We start from the raw sequence: 20294 nt of genomic DNA, 5'->3' as shown, positions 1-20294 counted from the left end.
ATTCATATTTTGAGTATAGCCGAAGCCTCTGGGCGTGTATTGTAAAAATCGGACAACTTCCGTAAATCCTTAGCCGCAGTAAGCGGAGAATCTCCATAAAACCTGCGGAAATCGCGGATTAAATGCGCCTGGTCGAAAAAGCTGTGCTTCAATGCCAGCTCCGTCCAATCCAGATCCCCGCCGCTTTGGATGCTGTGCAGAACACTCTGGAAGCGGACGACTTCACTGAACTTTTTGGGGCTGATTCCGATCCACTGCCCAAACTTGCGGTTAAGCTGTCTTTCACTGATCGCCTCACACTCCGCAAGCTCCTTAACCCCCACACTCCCGCCGCTCACAAAGATGCGATGCAGCAAGTTTTTCATCAGGTCACAATCGCTTATCCTACGGCGCAGCAGAAGCTGGTTAAGATACTCATCCATTATGCGCACCCGTTCATTGAAATTCTGCGCTTCCATAATGCGCTCACCTATCACAGCGATGCTTTCGGGCCAGAGATCTTCCAAGCGATAATTACCACCTGTAAACAAATGAGTCGGCATACCGTGAAAATAATGTGCCCCACCGGGAAAAAATCGCACCGCAAAAATGCGTGTCTCGGACCCTGCTTGTCTGGCAGACACAAACGGTTGCGTAAATGTCCCACAGTACGAGAGTTCCTGACGCTTACTCACCGGGTCGTATTCAAATAGAATATCCGTACAGCCGTCAGGTAATACCCGCTCCATGGTTTCTTCATGCGGCAAGCTTAACAAAGCGGTGTCTTCGCACGAAGCTGCTAGATTCTCTTCTACCACCCTATTAGCCGGACCGGACTCCCAATAACAGGCCACGTAAGCTTTCAGCGCAGCAGACGGCTTTTGTTCGATATAATACGTGGAGAGATCACTTCCATTGACTTGAAGCGGACGAAATAGTGAATGCAGCAAAGGGTCCATCCATCGTTCACTCCTGTCTCAGCACGTGATGGGAATAAATATAGCTCTATGTATGGGGTATTTTTGCAAAAATTCTGGTATACAAAAAGGACGTTTCTGCCCGAAACGCCCGTGCTTGTTTTTTAGACGACCAAAAACTCTGCTTTGTTCTCACATTCCTTGCACTTCACTGGAGGGTCCCAATCCGAAAATTTCGTTTCCTTGAGATCGACGACATCCGGTGCATCCTCGTATTCATCGACGAACATATCAATTGCCAGTTCCACATGCTCTTTACATACCACGTACATTCCAGTTGCATCCCTTTCCGTTTGAAGCTCTTCCTGTTGTAGGTGTGCCAAAACCGCCTTCTTTTGTTCTACCACACTTGACGCGGAAAGAAAAGGGCTTGCTTTTTACCCCAGACGTCTGGTTGTAAAAATGAGAAAATTACTGACGTTCAGGTCTTCACGGAAATGGGGATATTTCTCCAGCATGTCAGCAGACGGCTTGGGTTCGATCATCCCTTCCAACAGCAAACCCGCCTCAATAATGGTCTGTACATAGCTGCTCAGCGTACGGTGAAAGTACAAAAACTTTTCTTCCTGATCATAAGGGATCGCTTGCTCCAATGGGCCTTCGTTGAAATATTGATCCACTTTCCAATACAGCTTTTTTCCAGTCTCATCCTTCACCCAACCACTCTGCGGCGTCTGAAAGCACGGATGCAGAATAGAAAAAATAAAGCGGCCCCCTGGAACTAATAATCGCTGCATTTCGGCAATCGCCTGCTCATAATGGGCCAAGTCCTGTATGACCATATTGGACACGATCAGATCAAAGCTCTGGTCCCCGAACATCTCCAGCTTTTCCAGATTGCCATGGTGATATGTAATTCCCAACGCTGACGGCGTCCGCTCTTTGGCTAGCCTCAGCATCTCTGTCGAGTAATCGACAGCCTCTACCAACGCACCCGCCCTGGCCATTTTACGGCTTAGATAGCCTTCGCCACAGCCGGCATCCAGCACTTTTTTGCCCCCGAGAGGTCCCATACAAGCTTGCAATGCCGGATTCAGCAGTACTTCGCGAGATCGATCTCCTTCCTCCGTGTACTTGGCAGTAAAGTTTTCTGCATGCATATTCCAGCGTCGAATGGCCTCTTCCGTGTCCCACTTATTCATATTCATCTCCTTCTTTCTTTTGTATTTACAAATCCGGTGCTATACTACAATCCACGTAGGGCCATAGATTCTACACTCATTTCTGTATTTTTTCAATAATAACGCTTACAAAATTAAAATATCTAATTAACACATGATTTTTACATGAATTATACAGGTATTCCATATTCAAATAGTGTGGTAGTGTTTTATAGGAAAGCGCTTTCAAAAATAACTTTGTAAAGGGGCCTGTTATGTTAAAACGAAGACCCGTTTCATTGCTGTCGTTGACGCTTGCCATCACCTTATTGTTATCTACGTTCGCATCCGTTGCCGCTGCTGCCGAATCTGACGGACAAGCACCACAAGCTGCGGCTGCGAGCAGCATGCAATCGTATGTGGAAGCCATGCAGCCCGGATGGAATTTAGGAAATTCTCTGGATGCTGTCGGGGCGGATGAGACAGCCTGGGGCAATCCGCGCATTACCCAGGCGTTGATCCAGCAAATTGCTGCCCAAGGGTACAAAAGCATACGCATCCCGGTCACCTGGGATAAGCACATTGGAGCAGCACCAAACTATACCGTTGAGTCTGCCTACATGAACCGTGTGGAAGAGGTTGTTCGCTGGGCACTGGATGCCAATCTGTACGTCATGATTAATGTCCATCATGATTCATGGACGTGGGTAAGCAATATGGAGCCCAAACATGATGAGGTGCTGGCTCGCTATAACGCATTATGGACACAAATTGCCCCACGCTTTAAAGACCAGCCTAACAAGCTGATGTTCGAAAGTATTAACGAACCCCGTTTCTCCGAAGGAGGGACTACGGATGAAGCGAAAATGAATCAGATGCTCCAAGAACTGAATGTATCCTTCCACAAAATTGTCCGCGCCTCTGGCGGTAAGAATGCCACTCGTCCCCTTGTTCTGCCTGGCTTGGACACCTCACCTGCTCAGGCCAAAATCAACGAGCTGTACAACACGATAACCAAGCTGAATGATCCCAATCTGATTGCCACCGTCCACTATTATGGTTATTGGCCTTTCAGTGTAAATATTGCGGGCCATACTACTTTTGATAAAGATACTAAAAACGATATCATCCAAACCTTTGATAACGTCTATAACACCTTTGTAGCCAAAGGTATTCCGGTTATTGTAGGTGAATTCGGTCTACTCGGCTTCGATAAAAATACAGGCGTTATTGAACAAGGCGAAAAGCTGAAATTCTTCGAGTATTTAACCTATTACATGAAAGAGAAGAAAATAACAGGTATGCTCTGGGATAATGGCCAGCATTTTAACCGCACAACGTACAAATGGTCTGATCCTGAACTCTTTAATGTTATTAAAGCCAGTCTAAAAGGGCGTTCCTCCAATGCAGACCGTGATCTCATTCACTTGAAGAAAGGCACCTCTGCTCAGGACACCAAGGTCACCTTAAACCTGAATGGCAATCAGCTGAAAACACTCAGTGTGGGCAGTAAGCAACTAACACAGAGCACCGACTATACGCTGAGCGGAGATACATTAACCTTAAAAGCCAGCTTGCTCACCAGCCTGACCACTTCCGGTAAATATGGGGAGAATGCCGTCATTACCGCTAAGTTTAACAAGGGGGCAGACTGGAACTTCAAAGTAGTCGTGTATGATACCCCAAAATTAAGCGCTGTCGAAGGGACTACACAAGCCTTTACCATTCCAACAGAATTCCACGGTAGCCAGCTCGCCACGATGGAAGCCGTTTATACCAATGGTGGCAATGCCGGTCCACAGGATTGGACGCCTTATAAAGAGTTTGGCAATACTTTTGCCCCTGCCTATGATGCCAATGGCATCAAGCTGCTACCTGAATTTTTTAATAGTGTAAAAGATGGTGAAGTCACGCTGAAGTTCCATTTTTGGAGCGGCGATGTGGTGACATACAAGATCACCAAGAGCGGAACCCGTGTAACGGGAACGACATCCTAATCAAAGGCTCAGCAGAAGATCGAAAAAAGGCGTTCCCGGAAATGAGCCGGTGAACGCCTTTTTTTATAGTTAAGCCTATAAGTTACCTTAGCCTTCCGGCTTATCTGTTAATTTTAACATCACCGTTTCTTCCTTGCCTGCCCGGTAAAAAGTAACTTTCAGCTCATCGCCAATCTTCTTGTTATCGTACAAGTAGCGACGTAAATCAAGGGTAGAGTTAATCGGTTCGCTATCAAACGCTGTAATGACATCGTTCAGCTTCAAGCCACCCTCCTTGGCAGGACCATGGGCCTCCAGAACGACTGCCCCATTTTTCACGCTGTCCGGCAACTTGAGCTCCTTGCGCTGAGTTTCATCCAGCGGTGCATATTCATTGTTGAGGTCCACCGTGTATACCCCCAGATAAGGGCGGGTGATCTTGCCGTCCTCAACCAGTTCATTCACCGTCTTCATCACCTCATTGGCGGGAATGGCGAAACCAAGTCCCTCAACACCAGTATCAGCGATTTTCATCGTATTAATGCCAATCACACGTCCGTCCAGATCGACCAGCGCTCCGCCGCTGTTTCCCTCATTAATCGCCGCATCGGTCTGGATCACATGCTGCTCCCAGTCATATACGCCATCCTGGTTAATGGAAATCGGAATGATGCGATTCGTATAACTCACAATACCGGAGGTAAGCGTGTCTCCCAGGCCAAGCGGATTGCCAATAGCAATGACCGTTTCACCCAGACGAAGCTTGCTGGAATCGCCGATATCCGCTACCGTGCTAATGCCTTTATCGTCAACTGCGAGTACAGCGATATCACTAATGCGATCCTTTCCGATCAGCTTTGCCTCTTTTCTGACGCCGTCTACCGTTACAATATCCAGATCATCTGATCCTTCGACCACATGGTTATTTGTCATAATGAAGGCTTTGCCTGAACTCACTCGGAAAATGACACCCGATCCAAGCGCGGATTGTTCCGTGCTTTTACCATCTTCCTCTTTCAGATTCACGATGCTGACGACGGCTGGGCGCACCTTGGCTGCCGCCTGCACAATCCGATCATACGGATCACCCGCTGCTTGCCGCAAGGGATAGTGACTGGCTCCCGTTACCGCCGTAGTGGAGGGCAGGCCTGTAATAAAGCTGAACAGAAGCACAGCAACCACTGCACTGACTGCACCGCTAATGACAGCAGCTTGCACCGGACTTACTCCACGCTTCCTGTGTGGCCAACGTCCACGTCCTCCACGGCGCGCCTTAAATGCCATTTTTTTAGCCGCACGTGTGGATACCTTTGTTGAATAAAAATCGTCCTCAAACAAGCCCATGCTAATCCTCTCCCCTTCGTTGTCATGCACCGACACTCACTAAAAAATTAGGGCTATTCGGGCTTGCGCCAACCTATGCTACAGAGAACCTGCTCCGTTGAACATCTCAAATGGATTGAATATCCCTTATCATCGGAATCCAGCAACCAATCGTTCCGGCCTACTTATTAATCACCACAAATGGTGCCTTCCTAAGCAACCGAATCTCATAAATTAGCATACACGCCGAATCTGACCCCGAATAGAGGAAAAAAGAGGAATGATTTCCAAACCAATGGACTACAATAGTAACAAGTCTTCTATTCTATTACAAAATGATCGTCTCATAGAGACGTTCTGGCCTGTTCCCGTCCGCTTAAAGCTGCCTATACTTTCGATGAGAGCCTTCCTTCAGAAAGCTTTCCGTTGTTAGCTTTATTGTATCACAGCACCCGGCAAAACCACAGGCAGAACCAAGCTCATTGCACGCCATTTCTAAAATATTTTTACAGGAGGAATATATGATGAATTCACATCGTTCGGCTATGGATGAAGTTCACATGGCTGCCAAGCTTGCGGATTTGAAAGACGAGCATTACCGCAATACACTGGCGCTAAGTACATTGATTGAACTACTGGTGGACAAAGGCGTAGTGACCCGTGAAGAGGTAGAACGCAAAGCCGCCGAGCTGGACAGCTTTATGGCTCACTTACCTTATCCCAAGGTGTAGGACGATCATAGTACGTATCGCACAATCGAAACTCACTGTCCTTGTAAAAACAGCCGCGGTCTTCCATCGCCCCACGTACAGTCAACTTCGCAAGTTCCATCATATTGTGGTCGCGGCTCAGATGTGCCAAATACGTGCGCTTCGTACGTCCTGTCAATAGCTCGCTAAGAATCGCACCCGCCATCTCATTGGATAAATGACCGATATCGCTGAGAATACGGCGCTTGATGTTCCACGGATAACGACCCATACGCAGCATTTCCACATCATGATTAGACTCCAGTACCAATACGTCCGCGTCTGATATCGCCTGTTTTACTTTGTCACTGACATAGCCGAGATCGGTGGCTACACTGAGCTTCTCTGCCCCATCATAAAAGCTATATCCTACAGGCTCAGCCGCATCATGGGATATGCCAAAAGACTCCACGCGTAGTGACTCAAATTCCCGCGTTGCGCCTGTCTCCAATATTCTGCGGTTATTGTCTGCAATTTGCCCAACAGCATTGCTGATGGCAAACCATGTCTTCTCGTTAGCATATATAGGTAAATTATATTTACGCGCCATGGCGCCTAGTCCTTTAACATGATCGGAATGCTCATGCGTGACCAAAATACCATCCAACTCTTCTCCGCTCAGATCGCGTTCTTTCAGCAATTCGTCAATACGCTTCGCGCTGAGACCTGCGTCGATGAGCAATGTCGTGTCTTCGTTCCGCACAACGGTAGCGTTGCCGGTCGAACCGCTCGACAGCACGGTAAATGAAATCCCCATATCTGTTCAAGACCCTTCTGTATGTTCTGTCTTTGGACTAATGACATCTCCATTCATCTGCACATAATACACACCTTTCCCGTTGTCCAGCATAAACCGCCACACGGGGGCAGCCACCTGGCTATCAGAGTTAAAGGTCTGTCCGTAATAACCGAGCCGGATATCCTTCACAATCGTATCACGCGGCAAATAGCCATCGATCAGCCTTGCCAGTGCTTTGGACGCAGGCAGCATTTTCTTTGCCTCATCCGAAGGCTGGAGATCGACCTTAATTTTGCGATACCCTGTAATTTTCTGATTACTGTAAAACAGAGCCAGCTTCACATTAAATAGCGGCCATTTGCCCTGAACCAGCGGATGAAGTACAAAAGCATCTGCTTGTCCGGATGCCAACTCCTCTTGAACATCCAGCGGATCATACTGAAAGTTATCGATATCCTTGATTTGTGGCTCCAATGCCTCAACTAGCGCGTCATGGGTGAATACCAGTTTGCTGTCCACCGGCTTCACCAGCTGCACACGATCATCCTTTTCTCCACTATGAACGTATGTGTAAGAAAGTTTAGGCAGCTGCGGGGTATCACCGGGAATCGGAGCCAGCACCTGAATGCTTTTCTCTTCCATTAAACGCTGCGTATTTTCATCCAATGAAGTAAAATCCAGATTCGGCCCTGCCGTTTCCTGCGCATCATGCCACAATTGGTAACCTAATACCACATTGAGCAGCAAAAATGTACAAATCAATACGTTCTTGGCGCGACTCCAATCCATTCCCGTTCCCCCTTCCTGTCACCTCTTTGTCTCCCGGTCTGGCTGCGTTTGTGTTGTATTCGATGCTGTCGTTACAGGGACAGCATGAATCTCAGCAACAGAACCGTCACTGAGCGTAACGCGCCACTCAGGAGAAAGCTTCAATCCATCATTAATCAGCTCCGGCTGATATACGGGAGTCAGATCTCGAATCGTCTTCCCTCTGCCTACAGTCTCCAGTTGCTTCTTCAAGGGCTCGCCACCCGGCAGCATAACCTTCTTTGAGGATTGCTCCCCGCCTTTGAGAAACAGCAACGAACGATCATAGACCGATGCCGTTTCCTGCTGGATTTGCAGCGAAATCGTACCAAAGCGGAACGATGGTGTGTCCAGCACTGGATAAGCACCATAATACTGCTGAAACATCACAGTTGTACGATTTTCATCACTGCTCTTCAATTTCAGCTGATACGAAGCATCCCAACCACCATGCTGATTCACAAAGTCAACCGCGGCCAGCACATCCCTAATCGGACTGCTTCCACCCGCCCCCGGCGCACTGGGATCGGTATAGCTCATCCATCGTTGCTCCTGCTTGATTTGCAGACTACGCTTGCTGTCCGTATAAATTTGGGAGCCGTCCTTTTCCTGAATATTGCGCGTAATCCCAGGATCGAAAAACAAATTCCGCTGCATTTGCTCCGTCGTAAACAACCCAGCATACACCACAGGCTGTGTAGTTTCCAGGTCATTCACGGGAATGTAGTACTGATTATCCACCAGCTCGTACAACGGGGCATTTTTACCGAAATTCACATGCTGTCGGATGTCCTCTACCGTCATATCGAACTGGTTCGCCTCATACACCACATCGCCTCTGGCACTGAAAAAGAGCGCGTGCGGCTTGGCATTCTTTTCATCTATATAGATCCAGATGCGGTTAATCGTCTCTCCCTGAAACACCGAATCCGGCGTCAGACGCATGACCCGCTCCAGTAATGAAACCGGGACTCCGCCTGAAAAAGATAATTCGATGCCTTCATTTTCGCTGCGAATCCGCGCCCAGTCTGCCGATTGAATACTTCGACGTTGAAAGTTGTTAAAGCTTCGGCTTTCCAGCCGTGTATAAATTAAATCGTAAAAAGTAACACCCGGATAAAAAACGGTATGCTTCTTCTCACCTTGGTGAATGAGCATTTTATCAGGAAACACGAGGTTCTCAATCTTTTTCTCCTGCCCCATGCTTTCGGTTTTGACATAGTTCGTCTCTGAAGTGAGTACAGAATCACTGCCCGGAAGGCGGTAAATCAAAAAATAAGTCTGTATCAGGCTGGAAGCAACCAGCAAAATAAGCGTCCAGGACTTCAAACGTTCCTTCACTGTGCTTCCCTCCCTTCACTCGACATGGGTAGCGTAAAGGTCGTACAGGTTCCCTGACCGTATTCCGACTCCAGAAAAATCTGGCCCCCATGCGCCTTTACAATTTCCCGGGCAATCGACAGTCCCAGTCCCGTGCCGCCCATATTGCGCGATCTCGCCTTGTCTACACGATAAAACCGTTCAAAAATCCGGTCCAGGTCTTTTTTGGGAATACCAATTCCGGTGTCTTGTACCGAAATGGATAGCATCCCCTCACTATTGCGGCGAGCTTCAATCCGAATACTCCCGCCATCTGGCGTATATTTCAGCGCATTGGACATCAGGTTGTCCAACACCTGCTCAATTTGGTCCCGGTCGATCACGACTTTACCGATTCCCTGCTCTACGAACATCCCTGAGCGAATGTGCTTTTGCTTCATTTGAAAAGAAAACCGATCTGCGACCTCGTCCAGCATCTCCATCACATCTGCAGGCTGCATCCGCAAAGGTGCCTCATTGGAATCGAGCCGTGACAGATGCAGCAAATCCGTAACCAACCGGATCATACGCTCTGTCTCGTTGCGGATCACGCCCACGAAACGCTCCGCGAGCTGCGGTTCAGCCATCGCGCCGTCATCCAGCGCCTCAGCATAGCTGCGGATGGTCGTCAACGGAGTGCGCAGCTCATGTGATACATTCGCTACGAATTCCCGCCGTGTCGTCTCCATCTCCTCCTGCTCCGTCACGTCTTGGAGTACGGCAATCGTTCCCGTAATGCCAAATTCACGCCGATGAATCGGCGTGAATGTCACACGGATGACGATGGGTTCATCCTGACCGGCTGGCTCCAGCTGCAAGAGCGTGGAGGCCGAAGAGCCGCTATACAGGGCCTCGGTTTCCTCCGGGTCGATCCCCAGCAGTACCGCGATATGCCTGCCGGTCATTTCGTTCTCGTTTACGCCCAGCATGGCGCTGGCCCGACGGTTGACCAGAATGACCCGGCCATTGTCATCAGTAGCGACCACACCGTCGCTCATATTGGTCAAGATGGAGGAGAGCTTCTCCTTCTCCTCTTCATTTTGGGACAGCGCCTCACGCAGACGGCCTGTCATATAGTTAAAGGCCACACTGAGCCTGCCGATCTCGTCATCACCAAATACAGGCATCTGCTGGTCGAATTTGCCCTCGGCAACCTCCGTTGCATGACGTGTCATCACCTTAATCGGGTGCGTAATCGTGTGGGCCAATACCACGCCCAGCACAGCCGTCAACGCGAGCGCAATGAGCATACCTGAGAGAAACACATTGTTAATGCGTTTCATCGTATCGTAGAGCTCGGTCATCGAAGCGGCGATGTACACCGCGCCGACAATCTTGCCTTGGCTGATAACAGGTTTGGCGACGACCTTCTTGCGGATATTATCCTCGTCCACCATGTATTCCTCGTTATCACGGATACCTTGGAGTGCGCGGCTGACCACTGTCTGCGTGTTTTTGCGTCCGACATAATCGGCGTGTGAACCCTGAGAAGTAATTAACACTTTACCGCTGGCATCCAGCACCTGAATTTCCGCGCCGCTGAAATCAAACAAATTATTCACGCGTGCACGCAGGCTTTCCACGCTGTCTTCTTCCATTTTGCCGTCACTGCCACTCAGATCCTGCTCCGCCAGCACGGACAGCATCTCCGCCCGTGCTTGCAAATCCTGCGTAAAATTACTCGTGAGAGAGTTCTTCATCGAGCTGACAAAGTAGACCCCAATCAGCTGCATGGCCACCAAGATAAGCAGCACATAGATAATAATCAGCTTTGCATGAATGGTACGAAAGAAAGACAGCCATCTCATGCCCGCAGGCCACCTTTGCCCCCGCTCACGATATATCCAAGGCCACGGCGTGTCAGGATGGTCTCCGGCTTGCTCGGGTTCTCCTCAATCTTCTCGCGCAACCTCCGAATGGTCACATCCACTGTCCGCACATCCCCGTAGTATTCGAAGCCCCACACCGCCTGGAGTAAATGCTCCCGCGTCATGACTTTTCCGGCATTCTTCGCCATGTAGTGCAATAGCTCATACTCACGGTGCGTCAGGTCAAGCGGTGTTCCGTTTTTGTAAGCTGTATACATATCCGTATCAAAAAAGAGGTCGCCCACGCGCAGCCCCTGCTTATCCTCCTGCGGCCGGCTTTCCGAAGCGCTTGCCCCGCCGCGTTGCTGTCTGCGCATCTGTGCCTTCACCCGTGCCAGCAATTCCCGTGTGCTGAACGGCTTTGTCACATAATCGTCCGCGCCCAGCTCCAACCCCAGCACTTTGTCGATTTCGCCGTCCTTAGCGGTCAGCATAATAATCGGCGTCTGGAGCTGATGCCCACGTACCTCGCGGCATACGTCCATGCCATCCATGCCCGGTAGCATCAGATCCAGCAGAATCAGGTCAGGCTGCTGCTTGACCGCGATATCCACCGCGCTGATTCCATCGAAGGCGCAAATCACCTGGTAGCCCTCTTTTTCCAAATTAAATTTTAAAATATCAGCGATCGGCTGTTCATCATCCACTACCAGAATCGTTCCCTGCATATAGCGTTCACCTCTCTTCACGGATCATAATTTATAATTAACTTACGTTTGTCAGTACCTATAAGATGTTTATTCTATTCTATCATACCCGTGAGCCATTCCATTACTTCTCTAGACCCTTTTCTTTAAGCAGAAAAAAACCATGCCTGCACCTAATGTTAAGCATGCAGAAAAACATGGCCTTTCCCTTTGATTCTCATAAATCATGTAACTCTCGATATAAACATCCAATCTATCTTAAATACGTCATTGGATTGCGTGGCGTATTATCTTTACGAATTTCAAAATGCAGATGCGTTCCGGTCGAGCGTCCTGTGTTCCCCATGACTCCAATCGATTCGCCTTGCTGAACCACCTGTCCTACATGAACGCCAATGCTGCTCAAATGCCCGTACACGGTTTGGTAGCCGTTGCCATGATCGATCATAATAACATTGCCGTATCCATTCTGCTGACCTGCAAATGATACCACGCCTTCATCTGATGCGTGAATGTCAGCACTACCGACCAAGTCCACACCCTCATGCATACGTCCCCAACGTGCGCCAAAGCTACTCGACATCGATGCGCCGGACACCGGCCAAGCGAACTGTCCTGAGCCTTCTCCCACGACCTTCGTTCCTCTAAGAACCACCTCAGTAACAGACGGCTGCAGCACCTTTTGACCGAGCCATTCCTCTTGCACGACCTCACCGTTCTCCTTGGTCAAACGATAGTCCATCTCTTTAAGACCTGCTTGTCCCGGTCTGACCACTTTGGTAACTCCTGCCTTCAGTTCATCGCTCTGGCGAATCTCAACCTCAGGCTCGATGGCAATCTGTTCGACGACCTTCTCTACTGTTCGGACCGTAACCGGAGCCTTTGGAGCAGTAAGCTTCAATTCGTCCCCAATTTGCAAATACAGCTCACGCGAACCGGGATTGTTCTGCTTAATCTCCCAAGCGGTCATATTAAATTTAGTTGCAATCGAAGACAAAGAATCGCCTTCTTGCACTGTATACGTGATAGGAGCCTCGCGCCCCTCAGTCAACACTTTGACTGCTTCAGCCTCCGTCAGCACCTTGTTCGGGTCTGCTTTCACAGGCTCGTACGCGATTTTCTCACGGATACCGGCAGACTCCAGCCATGCTTTAGGGGTTTTAGTACTAGCACTCGCATGGCTGCTGCCCACGGATGTTTTGCGAACCAGCCCCTTGATGCCTGTAGATGTACCCTCACCCACAGGTGTGTACTTCTTCTGTACTTGTTTTAAAGCCGCTTGTGCAGTCGCTTTGTCCTTTACAATGCCAACCGTCTGACCGTTGACCTTCACTTCTACCCCTTTGGCATACGCTGTCAGCATACCGTCCAGCTTCTTCAGCGTGGCCGCGCTGTCGATATCCGCTTTATATGCCTTCTCAATGCCTGTCGTTACCGCGCTCGTATTGAGCACCATATCGACGCCGGGATACTTGTCCTTATATTGTTTGCTCTTCGTTGCGTACAGCTGTTTAAGTTGTTGCTCATTCAAGATATTCCCGACCTCGACGCCTTTTACATACACTTTATAATAAGGAACTGTGTTAGCCCCGACATACTGATTACTCGCAAAAATAAGACTGCCTGCAATCACCACACCGCCTGCCGTCCAGCTCAACCACTTTCTCCGACCGCTCCACCACTTTGCTATTTTCCCCGCTTCCACAGCAGGCTTGTCTGCAACGTTTGAGTCTGCATTCCTGCTGTCTGGTGAATCCTGCTCCCTCAAAACCTTCATGACTCTCTCCTTTTCAGCATATCTTATCTCTATATAAATGCGTTCGTTATTGGTCTTTCACACTATGAATCTAGCCTGTATTCACAAGCATCTATGATATTAGTCGCTATCTACCATTGCATAGTTGCGTAAAAGGTTTCAAAAATTTAACCTTTTCACAACACTGTTTACTTTAACATAGCCTTTACAAAGAATTCAACTACACTCCAGTTCCTTCCTGACACGCAAAAAAATCCGCGCATGGCGCGGATTCTACAGTCCTATTTTGAGCATAAACATTTTCCATGAATTCATCGTTTATTATTCAAGATTTTGCAAAATACTATTTAAGCAAATCCATCAGCTTGTTATATTCCTCTTTGGTCAAATACTTCGCAAGCACCTGCTGAATATCCTGAAGCTCCTGCTCGGTGAGACCGCCTTCCATCGCAGCTGATATTTTCTGCATCTCCTCCGGCGGTAGCTTATTCATCAGAATCGCAAAAATTTCCTGCTTCTGTGCAGCCGGTAAGTTGTTCTTCTTCTCCGTCAAATGGTCGGGCGTAATCACTAAATCATGGCCTTCAATACTCGTTCCGGGTGTAGCTGTACCTTCTGCCTGCTTCCGTGACTCGTTGCCTGATGTTCCGGCCGACGTGGCCCCCTCCTGAGATACCTTGCCATTGGCTACGCCACCAGCCTCACTCCCGCTTTCTTCTAAGCCCTGTCCCATGACAGGCAACGCATCATCAGGCGGTGTTACACTTCCCGAGCCACTTCCCGTCGTCTTGTTCTTCCCCGTGTTTGTGCTTTGGTCCGTACCCGCACTGCCTTTTAGCCAACCCAATCCCCATATGGGCTGATGATCGAGCTGAATGTTAAACTGCCGCAGCAGCGATTGAACATAAGCATTAACGACTACACCTGTCACTGCCAGCGTTAGTGCGCTAACCAACACCACCGTCATTCCTTTTTTGAGCAGCCATCCAAGCCACCTCATATCCCGTTACCTCCTTATACGCATCCTGCCATGTGTGTATCATCATGAAGTGCATATAGATCAGTATTGACGAGATATGACGATTTTTAACCCATGGAATATGTAAAACTAGCACAATTCAATAGAAGATGCCACATTCTGATTGAATCAGCGCGTACGACGCACCCAGAAACGGAAAATGTCACTGCGGACATAATCCAGAGAATACAGCACCTGCCTGTTCATTTCATCATAGTGAAGCTGCTTCAATAGTAATACCGTAGCCTGCGGATGCTTCAGCAGACGTGTCATATGTGCGTCGTCATAGTTGGGAACGGTAAGCTCGGAATACGCTCCGACGATTCGCACCCCCGCCTTGAACTCAAGACTCTGAAAAAGTGAGCCTGAAAAAGAGTCACCTTCCAGAATGGGACCGGCTAATTTCTCTGGCATCCAGTTTATAGAGTGGGCTACAGCCTCTCCGTTGGCAGTGCGTGTACGCTCTAGGGCAATCATGGGCTCATTTTCGGAAAATCTCATCTGTTCGGCAATATCAGGAGGACAAACCGAAATTCTCTGAATGGATTCCAGCTGCTCGTCTTCCCGTAACCCTGCCGAACGAATCATGTCCCCGATGCTGTACAGGCGGTCCAGCGAGCTTGGAATACTCGGCAGCGGACAAGTAGCAAACGTGCCACTCCCGTGTTTTACTAGTAGCTTACCTTCCGATTCCAGTTGGCGAATAGCTCCCCTTAGCGTCGTACGCGAGACACGAAACGATTGGGAAAGTGCAGTTTCTGACGGCAGCCGATCCCCCGGACCCATTTGATTAACCTTCATATATTCTTCTATAAGCTGCTTTATGTTCTCTTGTTTTGTTGACACCGTCCGAAGCCCAGCCTTTCTATTGTGTTAAGCCATATAAATCGGATTCGTAAAAGCAATCATCATCACGCAGTCTTCCATGCAGCCGTAAAGCTCGGCTCTTATCCAGCCCTTTCCTAGCGGATCTTGCAATGACAGCGTATATTCTCCTGTTTGAGCAGGGATCTGAATCTCGGAGCATATTCCATGACTACTTGTCAGCAGAAGACGAAGATTCTGAGGCTTGAGGTTATAATGGGATGCTCTTGCTTCCACATCCAATTGAACCGTCACCGATAGTGAATCCTCTACAGTCAGCTCTATATATTCGCCGATGTGATAACGATTTTCTCTGCCCTTAATCTGTGCCCACATCGTCAGTAACGGTCCCATCGTAACTGACACTGAACCGTGGCGAATCGCCTCAACTGCCCGGCCTGCTAAACCTTCTCGCTCTTCTGCTTCATCATGAACACCCAGATACGTAACAGCCGGAAGCGCATCATCTGGTTTAGATACATGCCAGTCCCGACCGCTTACCGCAGTGATGCGATACCCCTGATTCAACAAATCGGTCCACATGGCAAACGCCCGCTGGCTATCCCGCTTAATAGATGGCATAAGCGTTGACCAGACCTCTATATAATCCACCTCATGCCAATCCTGAATAGTGTACTCCCAAAAGCACCCCGTACAGATCGGACTTCCAATCCTGAACGGATGGGCAATCCCTGCAATGCCTCCCTGCTCATGCACCTGCCGAATCCCCTCATGGATGTCATCTGGTCCCAGCACACGCCAGTCGATAAAGCGGTCAACCCCAAGCGTCAGCATATGCCCGTAAAAGGTCGTCCACTCCATTCCTGAAATGATCGGGAGACCGAACTGCCGCTGAATCCGTTCCTGATCCGCAAGTGCCGATTGCGTGTTGTGATCCGTCATAGCGATACATTCAAGCCCGAGATTGGCTGCACTTTGGGCCAGCTCCTCCAGTGTTTGCTTGCCGTCGCTGTGAAGCGTATGGGTGTGAAGCTCAGCCGGAATCCATTTAAGCATATGCTGCTTCCTCCCCCAATACATGAATTTGGTAGGCAAGCGTCTCGGTCACAACGGCATGCAGACTGACCGTAATCCGCCACATGCCTGGCGGATGATCTCCTGCAAGGAATCCCGGGGAAGCCGCAGACGAACCGAGCCAATGCTCCTGCTGCATCTCGGGACGGTGCGCATTTCCGCGGTGACGGAGAGGATCATCGACAGACAGCGTTAATAAATTTTGCAGCGGTATATACTTCTTCCATAGATCGGATGAATGCCCCGGCTCTTCGTATCCGTATTTGCTCATGCTCTCCTCAATGATTTCTCGTGCTTGCTCTTGATCCTCCAATAACTTGGGCGTGTAAGAGAAGTGAATACGGATCGTTTCAGTCGGCTGTGGAATATGAAAAGAGTACGTAATATGGCTCTGGGTGCAGGTTCTGTCGACCGTTCCTTCCACATACAGTAGTCTGCTCATGACTCCCCATCCTGGCTAGACGGTTCATCCACAACATGTTTCACCATATCATTCACAGTATGTTCTTCATCACCCGACATGTCTTTGTCTGCCGCCCACAAAACACCCACGGGTTGAAGCCGCGTCAGCTCAATCACCCGGTCTGTACGAATACCTGGAAACTGCGGGAGATTATCTTCGTTTAACGTAAAAGCACACAGTCCGACCACTTCCATGCTGTCCGCACCGCCTTCCAGCAATACGGCTCTGATTTCAGCTATATCCTCAAGCACAGCTTCTCCAGACAGCTTGACCGTGGTAGAAAAATGTGACTCTGCACCCTCATAAGCGGCTCTAAATTCCCCGAGTCTCAGATCATAATGGCACGATGAATACCACTGCTCCGAGCCGTGAAGGCGAAGCTGGACATCGACACAGGCATCCTCCTCACGCCGATTGAAGCCAGGTCTGGACGCTGGAACCGATTCTCTGCCTGAATCCCGCAAGGGGCGTTTGGAAGTCTGTATAAACACATAGCTACGCTGGTGTGCAAGTGTAATGGAAGACGCTTGTGATGGCATTTCCAGCTCCTGCTGACGTTCCATCTCCCACCCAGTGACCTGATAGGCAAAAGGAAAACGGCTCATGACAGCCTCACGCGGCTCTTCCTCTGGTTTCCAATGGAAAGCAGGCGGCAGCATAAAACGATAGTCCGATGAAATGTCATCCTTAAAGTTTCCGTTGGTTGTTGCGGATTGGAGAACAGGATGCCCGCCCAGATCATAATTCCCATTAAACGCAGTCGTAATATGATGTGCCCCCTGGAAAACAGCTTCCAGAACATTGTCCTCTGCATCTAGCTCTACGCGGTACATCCATTCGATATCGGTGGTTCTTCCCCATTTGCTCATAAGCAGCGGCGCGGGCGTTCCCTCATCTTCATGGCTGAACATCATCTGGTATTCGATGACCGTCTTCCCCTCGTTCACTTCTATGGAATAGAACAAAACAAGCGGTGTATCCGTAAAGCGATTCTCATAAGGATGTGACAGATTACGGCCATATAAAAGCGGGGTATGGCGATAAATCAGCGATCTTGGAGAGGAATCAGCCACGCAGCGCAGTTCAACCCCGTCGATCCATGCTCGAGATACAAGCGGAGCCGATTCCAGTTCGCGAAATTCGGCATAGACCTCGTAATCGCCTTCTTTTAGATATCCCAACAAACGGGTGTACACTCCCTGACTGCTACCATAGTACAAAATGACATCTTGATTATAGGCTTCATTCAGGTAGAGACGTACAAAGGCAGATTCTCGATCTGTCGCAGCCCAGTCACTGTCTGATCTGGCGAACAGATCAAGCTCCGCGTATCCGTCTTCTGGCATGGAAAATGTAAACCGGAATCCGTTTCCCGGACTGAGCTCAACCTCCGCCTTGTGTAAGGCAATCCGATAACCACAATCCAGCAGATCCTTTTCCCACGCTCGCCCACTAAACCCGGTAATTTGCACCTCTGCTTGGCTGTTCATCCCTGTAACCTCCTTAGTGTATAACGGCGGTCTAGCTGGCATCCGCATCCTTCACCATTGTCCGAATATAAAAGTAGCCCATAAAAGAACACAGTAAAAACATAAACACTGCCATTGCACTGGCCGTATGCGTCTCCTGATAGCTGGAAAACACCTGCTGCATCGCAACACCCAGCACTTGTGGCGAGTTGGCACCGATCAGGAAGGGAGCCGTAAAGCTTCCCATGATTCCCATGAAAATGAAGGTCACCGCAACCCACATCGTTTTGTAGGAAAGGGGTAAAATAAAGCGCCCAAACAGCTGCATCGTGCTGGCTCCGGCATCTCTGGCACTTTCGACGACAGCGTTTGGAATGCTGGCAAGTGCCGAGCTGAGCAGCATGGTTGCGAACGGAATGTTGAACCACAAATTAGCCAGCACCAGCCCTTTGTAGTCATAAATAATCCTCGGAATCGTCTCAATGCCAAGCGGCAGCAAAAGACGTGCAGCCCAACCGTGATTACCATACATGGTAATGATCGCATACGTTGCAATTACACCGGGAACAAACATCGGAATAAAATACAACCGACCTATCCACTTCACGACAACCCCTTTACCGAATCTCAGATAAACCGCCAAAGCATAGCTGATGACCAGAGTAAGGGCCGTCGAGACTAACGTGACATTAATGGTATACATGATATTTCTACGCATGGCAGGTTCCGTGAACAACCGAATATAGTTGGCCAGTCCGTAGCCCGTTCCATATTGATCAATCAAGCTTTCCTTCACGGCATAGAGAATCGGAATAATAACGACGACCAGCAAAATGAGAAAAGACGGGATGACCAGGGCAAGCCCCAGCATCCCCCTTTTGGACAATGAACTCATGATCAACCGCCCGCTACTTCACTTTGCCAGCGTTTGTAGATTTCCTGCTGAAGCTCTCCGCTGTTAAAGCTGCGGTATCCAGAAGATACACTGTTAAATTTCTCTTGCAGCTCCGTTGGCATCAGATTCCACTTAATCCCCGGATAGCCGTACATTTTATTAATAACCACCGTTTGCGCTTCGGGCGTCAGTATATAATTCAAGAATTCCTGAGTTGCTTCTTTTTTGGAGGAAAGCGAAGGAACCATCAGATAAGAGGGTCCACCTGTAAAGGCAGGGTCGATCTGTGTCAGCTTCACCGTGTCTGGAAGCAGCCCTTTAGCCAGTTGCTCGAGCGCCATATCAGACCAGGCTGGAACCATGTCAACCTCTCCACTTGCCAAAATATCAAGCGTGCCTTGGTTTTTCTTAGGATAGACTCCTTTTTGGTACATCGAAGGACCCAGTTCCTTGAGCAGTGAGAATCCTTGATCCCATTTCTTCATATTTGCCGGATCATCACTGTTCATCGCCTCTGGTGGAAGGAAATTATAGATAACCGTGTTCACAAACGAGCTGCCTGACCCACCAGTGGACGGATCATTATAGGCAAACTTACCCGGATGCTGACGAATCCACGTGTACAGCTCGTCGGCTGTTTTCGGAGGTGTTGCTACTTTTGCACTGTTATAGGCAAGGACAACCGAAGAGGCACGGTATGGAATGGCCTGATTGTTGACTTGCTCGAGATATGTTTCATCAACATTCTTCAAATTTGGAACCTTGGCAGCATCCACCGTTTCCCACAGTTTCTCGCCTACCCCTTTGGTGATGTCATCCAGACTGCCTTCGTACAGGTCGATATCTGTATCGGTTTGTCCGCTTTTCTTGGCTGCGATCAGACGATCCAGTGTAGATGCGCCTCCGGTCCCTGCTGGCAAATACACCAGTTTGACCTTAACGTGATCATTTTTAGCTTCAAAGTCCTTGATTAACGTTTCCCACAGCTCTTTGACGTTCAGGGACCCTCCAGTGTACAAGGAAATTTCCGTCGTTCCCGTAGCCGCTCCCGCTTTTGTAGACTTGGCTTCCCCAGTAGCCGTGGCGGCATTACCGCCGTTTCCACAGCCAGCCAACAACGATAAACTAAGTACCCCTGCCAAAACCAGACCCATATTCTTTTTCCCAAACACGTTGTTGCCTCCTTTAGATAGTTGCACAAGTTCGCAGCATCACCAGATGATGCGTTCGTGATGGACATTGATGCGATATAGAGGTTGATCGTGAATCT

The 20294-nt window shown here is 49.1% G+C and carries 19 protein-coding genes; 2 read left to right on the top strand and 17 right to left on the bottom strand.

Annotated features, from left to right (window positions below):
- Positions 1–2 precede the first annotated feature (2 nt).
- The 3 genes from BM358_RS12635 to BM358_RS12625 form a co-directional block, all read right to left on the bottom strand.
- Positions 3–938 carry an AraC family transcriptional regulator gene (locus tag BM358_RS12635; protein WP_028540964.1) on the bottom strand — a complete coding sequence of 312 codons (936 nt, stop codon included), beginning with the start codon at positions 936–938 and terminating at the stop codon, positions 3–5.
- 122 nt (positions 939–1060) lie between these two features.
- Positions 1061–1228: a CxxH/CxxC protein gene (locus BM358_RS12630; RefSeq protein WP_007433184.1), complete on the bottom strand. Its 168-nt coding sequence runs from the start codon at positions 1226–1228 to the stop codon at positions 1061–1063.
- Positions 1229–1333: 105 nt separating this feature from the next.
- On the bottom strand, positions 1334–2098 hold the full coding sequence (locus BM358_RS12625) for a class I SAM-dependent methyltransferase (RefSeq protein ID WP_028540965.1): 765 nt from the start codon (positions 2096–2098) through the stop codon (positions 1334–1336).
- Between the two features lie 233 nt (positions 2099–2331).
- Between BM358_RS12625 and BM358_RS12620 the strand changes: the two genes are divergently transcribed.
- Positions 2332–4053: a cellulase family glycosylhydrolase gene (locus BM358_RS12620; protein ID WP_028540966.1), complete on the top strand. Its 1722-nt coding sequence runs from the start codon at positions 2332–2334 to the stop codon at positions 4051–4053.
- Positions 4054–4140: 87 nt separating this feature from the next.
- Here the strand turns inward: BM358_RS12620 and BM358_RS12615 are convergent, their stop codons facing one another.
- The gene (locus BM358_RS12615; protein WP_023991119.1) at positions 4141–5376 is read right to left on the bottom strand and encodes a S1C family serine protease; all 1236 of its coding nucleotides are present in this window, start codon (positions 5374–5376) and stop codon (positions 4141–4143) included.
- A 503-nt stretch (positions 5377–5879) separates the two neighbouring features.
- Here BM358_RS12615 and BM358_RS12610 point away from each other — a divergent pair.
- Positions 5880–6086, top strand: a complete 207-nt coding sequence (locus tag BM358_RS12610) for a hypothetical protein (RefSeq protein WP_028540967.1) — start codon at positions 5880–5882, stop codon at positions 6084–6086.
- Here the strand turns inward: BM358_RS12610 and BM358_RS12605 are convergent.
- The 13 genes from BM358_RS12605 to BM358_RS12545 form a co-directional block, all read right to left on the bottom strand.
- Positions 6055–6861, bottom strand: coding sequence for an MBL fold metallo-hydrolase (locus BM358_RS12605; RefSeq protein ID WP_028540968.1), 807 nt, complete (start codon positions 6859–6861; stop codon positions 6055–6057). The two genes, BM358_RS12610 and BM358_RS12605, sit on opposite strands and share 32 nt — an antisense overlap.
- A 6-nt stretch (positions 6862–6867) precedes the next feature.
- Positions 6868–7632, bottom strand: a complete 765-nt coding sequence (yycI, locus tag BM358_RS12600; protein WP_028540969.1) for a two-component system regulatory protein YycI — start codon at positions 7630–7632, stop codon at positions 6868–6870.
- A gap of 18 nt (positions 7633–7650) precedes the next feature.
- Complete coding sequence (locus tag BM358_RS12595) at positions 7651–8991, bottom strand: YycH family regulatory protein (protein WP_028540970.1); 1341 nt, start codon at positions 8989–8991, stop codon at positions 7651–7653.
- Complete coding sequence (gene walK, locus BM358_RS12590; protein ID WP_371263083.1) at positions 8988–10742, bottom strand: cell wall metabolism sensor histidine kinase WalK; 1755 nt, start codon at positions 10740–10742, stop codon at positions 8988–8990. The genes BM358_RS12595 and walK overlap by 4 nt, the downstream gene beginning before the upstream one ends.
- A 71-nt stretch (positions 10743–10813) precedes the next feature.
- Positions 10814–11545: a response regulator YycF gene (yycF, locus tag BM358_RS12585; RefSeq protein ID WP_028540971.1), complete on the bottom strand. Its 732-nt coding sequence runs from the start codon at positions 11543–11545 to the stop codon at positions 10814–10816.
- 232 nt (positions 11546–11777) lie between these two features.
- A complete protein-coding gene (locus tag BM358_RS12580) occupies positions 11778–13301 on the bottom strand; it encodes a M23 family metallopeptidase (RefSeq protein WP_023991125.1) in 1524 nt (507 codons plus the stop codon).
- Between the two features lie 322 nt (positions 13302–13623).
- Complete coding sequence (locus BM358_RS12575; protein ID WP_028540972.1) at positions 13624–14280, bottom strand: hypothetical protein; 657 nt, start codon at positions 14278–14280, stop codon at positions 13624–13626.
- Positions 14281–14427: 147 nt separating this feature from the next.
- The gene (locus BM358_RS12570; protein ID WP_028540973.1) at positions 14428–15144 is read right to left on the bottom strand and encodes a GntR family transcriptional regulator; all 717 of its coding nucleotides are present in this window, start codon (positions 15142–15144) and stop codon (positions 14428–14430) included.
- Positions 15145–15171: 27 nt separating this feature from the next.
- Positions 15172–16179, bottom strand: coding sequence for a CehA/McbA family metallohydrolase (locus BM358_RS12565; RefSeq protein ID WP_028540974.1), 1008 nt, complete (start codon positions 16177–16179; stop codon positions 15172–15174).
- Entirely contained in the window at positions 16172–16639 is a 468-nt protein-coding gene (locus BM358_RS12560; RefSeq protein WP_023991129.1) for a hypothetical protein, read from the bottom strand. Before BM358_RS12560 ends, BM358_RS12565 begins: the two co-directional genes overlap by 8 nt.
- Positions 16636–18150 (bottom strand): hypothetical protein, encoded by a 1515-nt coding sequence (locus BM358_RS12555; RefSeq protein ID WP_023991130.1) that lies wholly within the window; start codon positions 18148–18150, stop codon positions 16636–16638. The genes BM358_RS12560 and BM358_RS12555 overlap by 4 nt, the downstream gene beginning before the upstream one ends.
- A 31-nt stretch (positions 18151–18181) precedes the next feature.
- Entirely contained in the window at positions 18182–19024 is an 843-nt protein-coding gene (locus BM358_RS12550) for an ABC transporter permease (RefSeq protein WP_023991131.1), read from the bottom strand.
- A gap of 2 nt (positions 19025–19026) precedes the next feature.
- Complete coding sequence (locus tag BM358_RS12545) at positions 19027–20196, bottom strand: extracellular solute-binding protein (protein ID WP_028540975.1); 1170 nt, start codon at positions 20194–20196, stop codon at positions 19027–19029.
- Between the last annotated feature and the right edge of the window lie 98 nt (positions 20197–20294).

It is taken from the genome of Paenibacillus sp. cl130, assembly GCF_900116035.1.
GTDB lineage: Bacteria > Bacillota > Bacilli > Paenibacillales > Paenibacillaceae > Paenibacillus > Paenibacillus polymyxa_B.
Note: the sequence above shows the minus strand (reverse complement) of the source record. Positions and strands in the feature narration are given on the sequence as shown.

Bases quoted from the DNA above. Each gene is read 5' to 3' on its own strand.
- BM358_RS12635 (WP_028540964.1), bottom strand. From the start codon at position 938: ATGGACCCTTTGCTGCATTCACTATTTCGTCCGCTTCAAGTCAATGGA.
- BM358_RS12630 (WP_007433184.1), bottom strand. From the start codon at position 1,228: ATGTACGTGGTATGTAAAGAGCATGTGGAACTGGCAATTGATATGTTC.
- BM358_RS12625 (WP_028540965.1), bottom strand. From the start codon at position 2,098: ATGAATAAGTGGGACACGGAAGAGGCCATTCGACGCTGGAATATGCAT.
- BM358_RS12620 (WP_028540966.1), top strand. From the start codon at position 2,332: ATGTTAAAACGAAGACCCGTTTCATTGCTGTCGTTGACGCTTGCCATC.
- BM358_RS12615 (WP_023991119.1), bottom strand. From the start codon at position 5,376: ATGGGCTTGTTTGAGGACGATTTTTATTCAACAAAGGTATCCACACGT.
- BM358_RS12610 (WP_028540967.1), top strand. From the start codon at position 5,880: ATGAATTCACATCGTTCGGCTATGGATGAAGTTCACATGGCTGCCAAG.
- BM358_RS12605 (WP_028540968.1), bottom strand. From the start codon at position 6,861: ATGGGGATTTCATTTACCGTGCTGTCGAGCGGTTCGACCGGCAACGCT.
- yycI (WP_028540969.1), bottom strand. From the start codon at position 7,632: ATGGATTGGAGTCGCGCCAAGAACGTATTGATTTGTACATTTTTGCTG.
- walK (WP_371263083.1), bottom strand. From the start codon at position 10,742: ATGCAGCTGATTGGGGTCTACTTTGTCAGCTCGATGAAGAACTCTCTC.
- yycF (WP_028540971.1), bottom strand. From the start codon at position 11,545: ATGCAGGGAACGATTCTGGTAGTGGATGATGAACAGCCGATCGCTGAT.
- BM358_RS12580 (WP_023991125.1), bottom strand. From the start codon at position 13,301: ATGAAGGTTTTGAGGGAGCAGGATTCACCAGACAGCAGGAATGCAGAC.
- BM358_RS12575 (WP_028540972.1), bottom strand. From the start codon at position 14,280: ATGAGGTGGCTTGGATGGCTGCTCAAAAAAGGAATGACGGTGGTGTTG.
- BM358_RS12565 (WP_028540974.1), bottom strand. From the start codon at position 16,179: ATGCTTAAATGGATTCCGGCTGAGCTTCACACCCATACGCTTCACAGC.
- BM358_RS12560 (WP_023991129.1), bottom strand. From the start codon at position 16,639: ATGAGCAGACTACTGTATGTGGAAGGAACGGTCGACAGAACCTGCACC.
- BM358_RS12555 (WP_023991130.1), bottom strand. From the start codon at position 18,150: ATGAACAGCCAAGCAGAGGTGCAAATTACCGGGTTTAGTGGGCGAGCG.
- BM358_RS12550 (WP_023991131.1), bottom strand. From the start codon at position 19,024: ATGAGTTCATTGTCCAAAAGGGGGATGCTGGGGCTTGCCCTGGTCATC.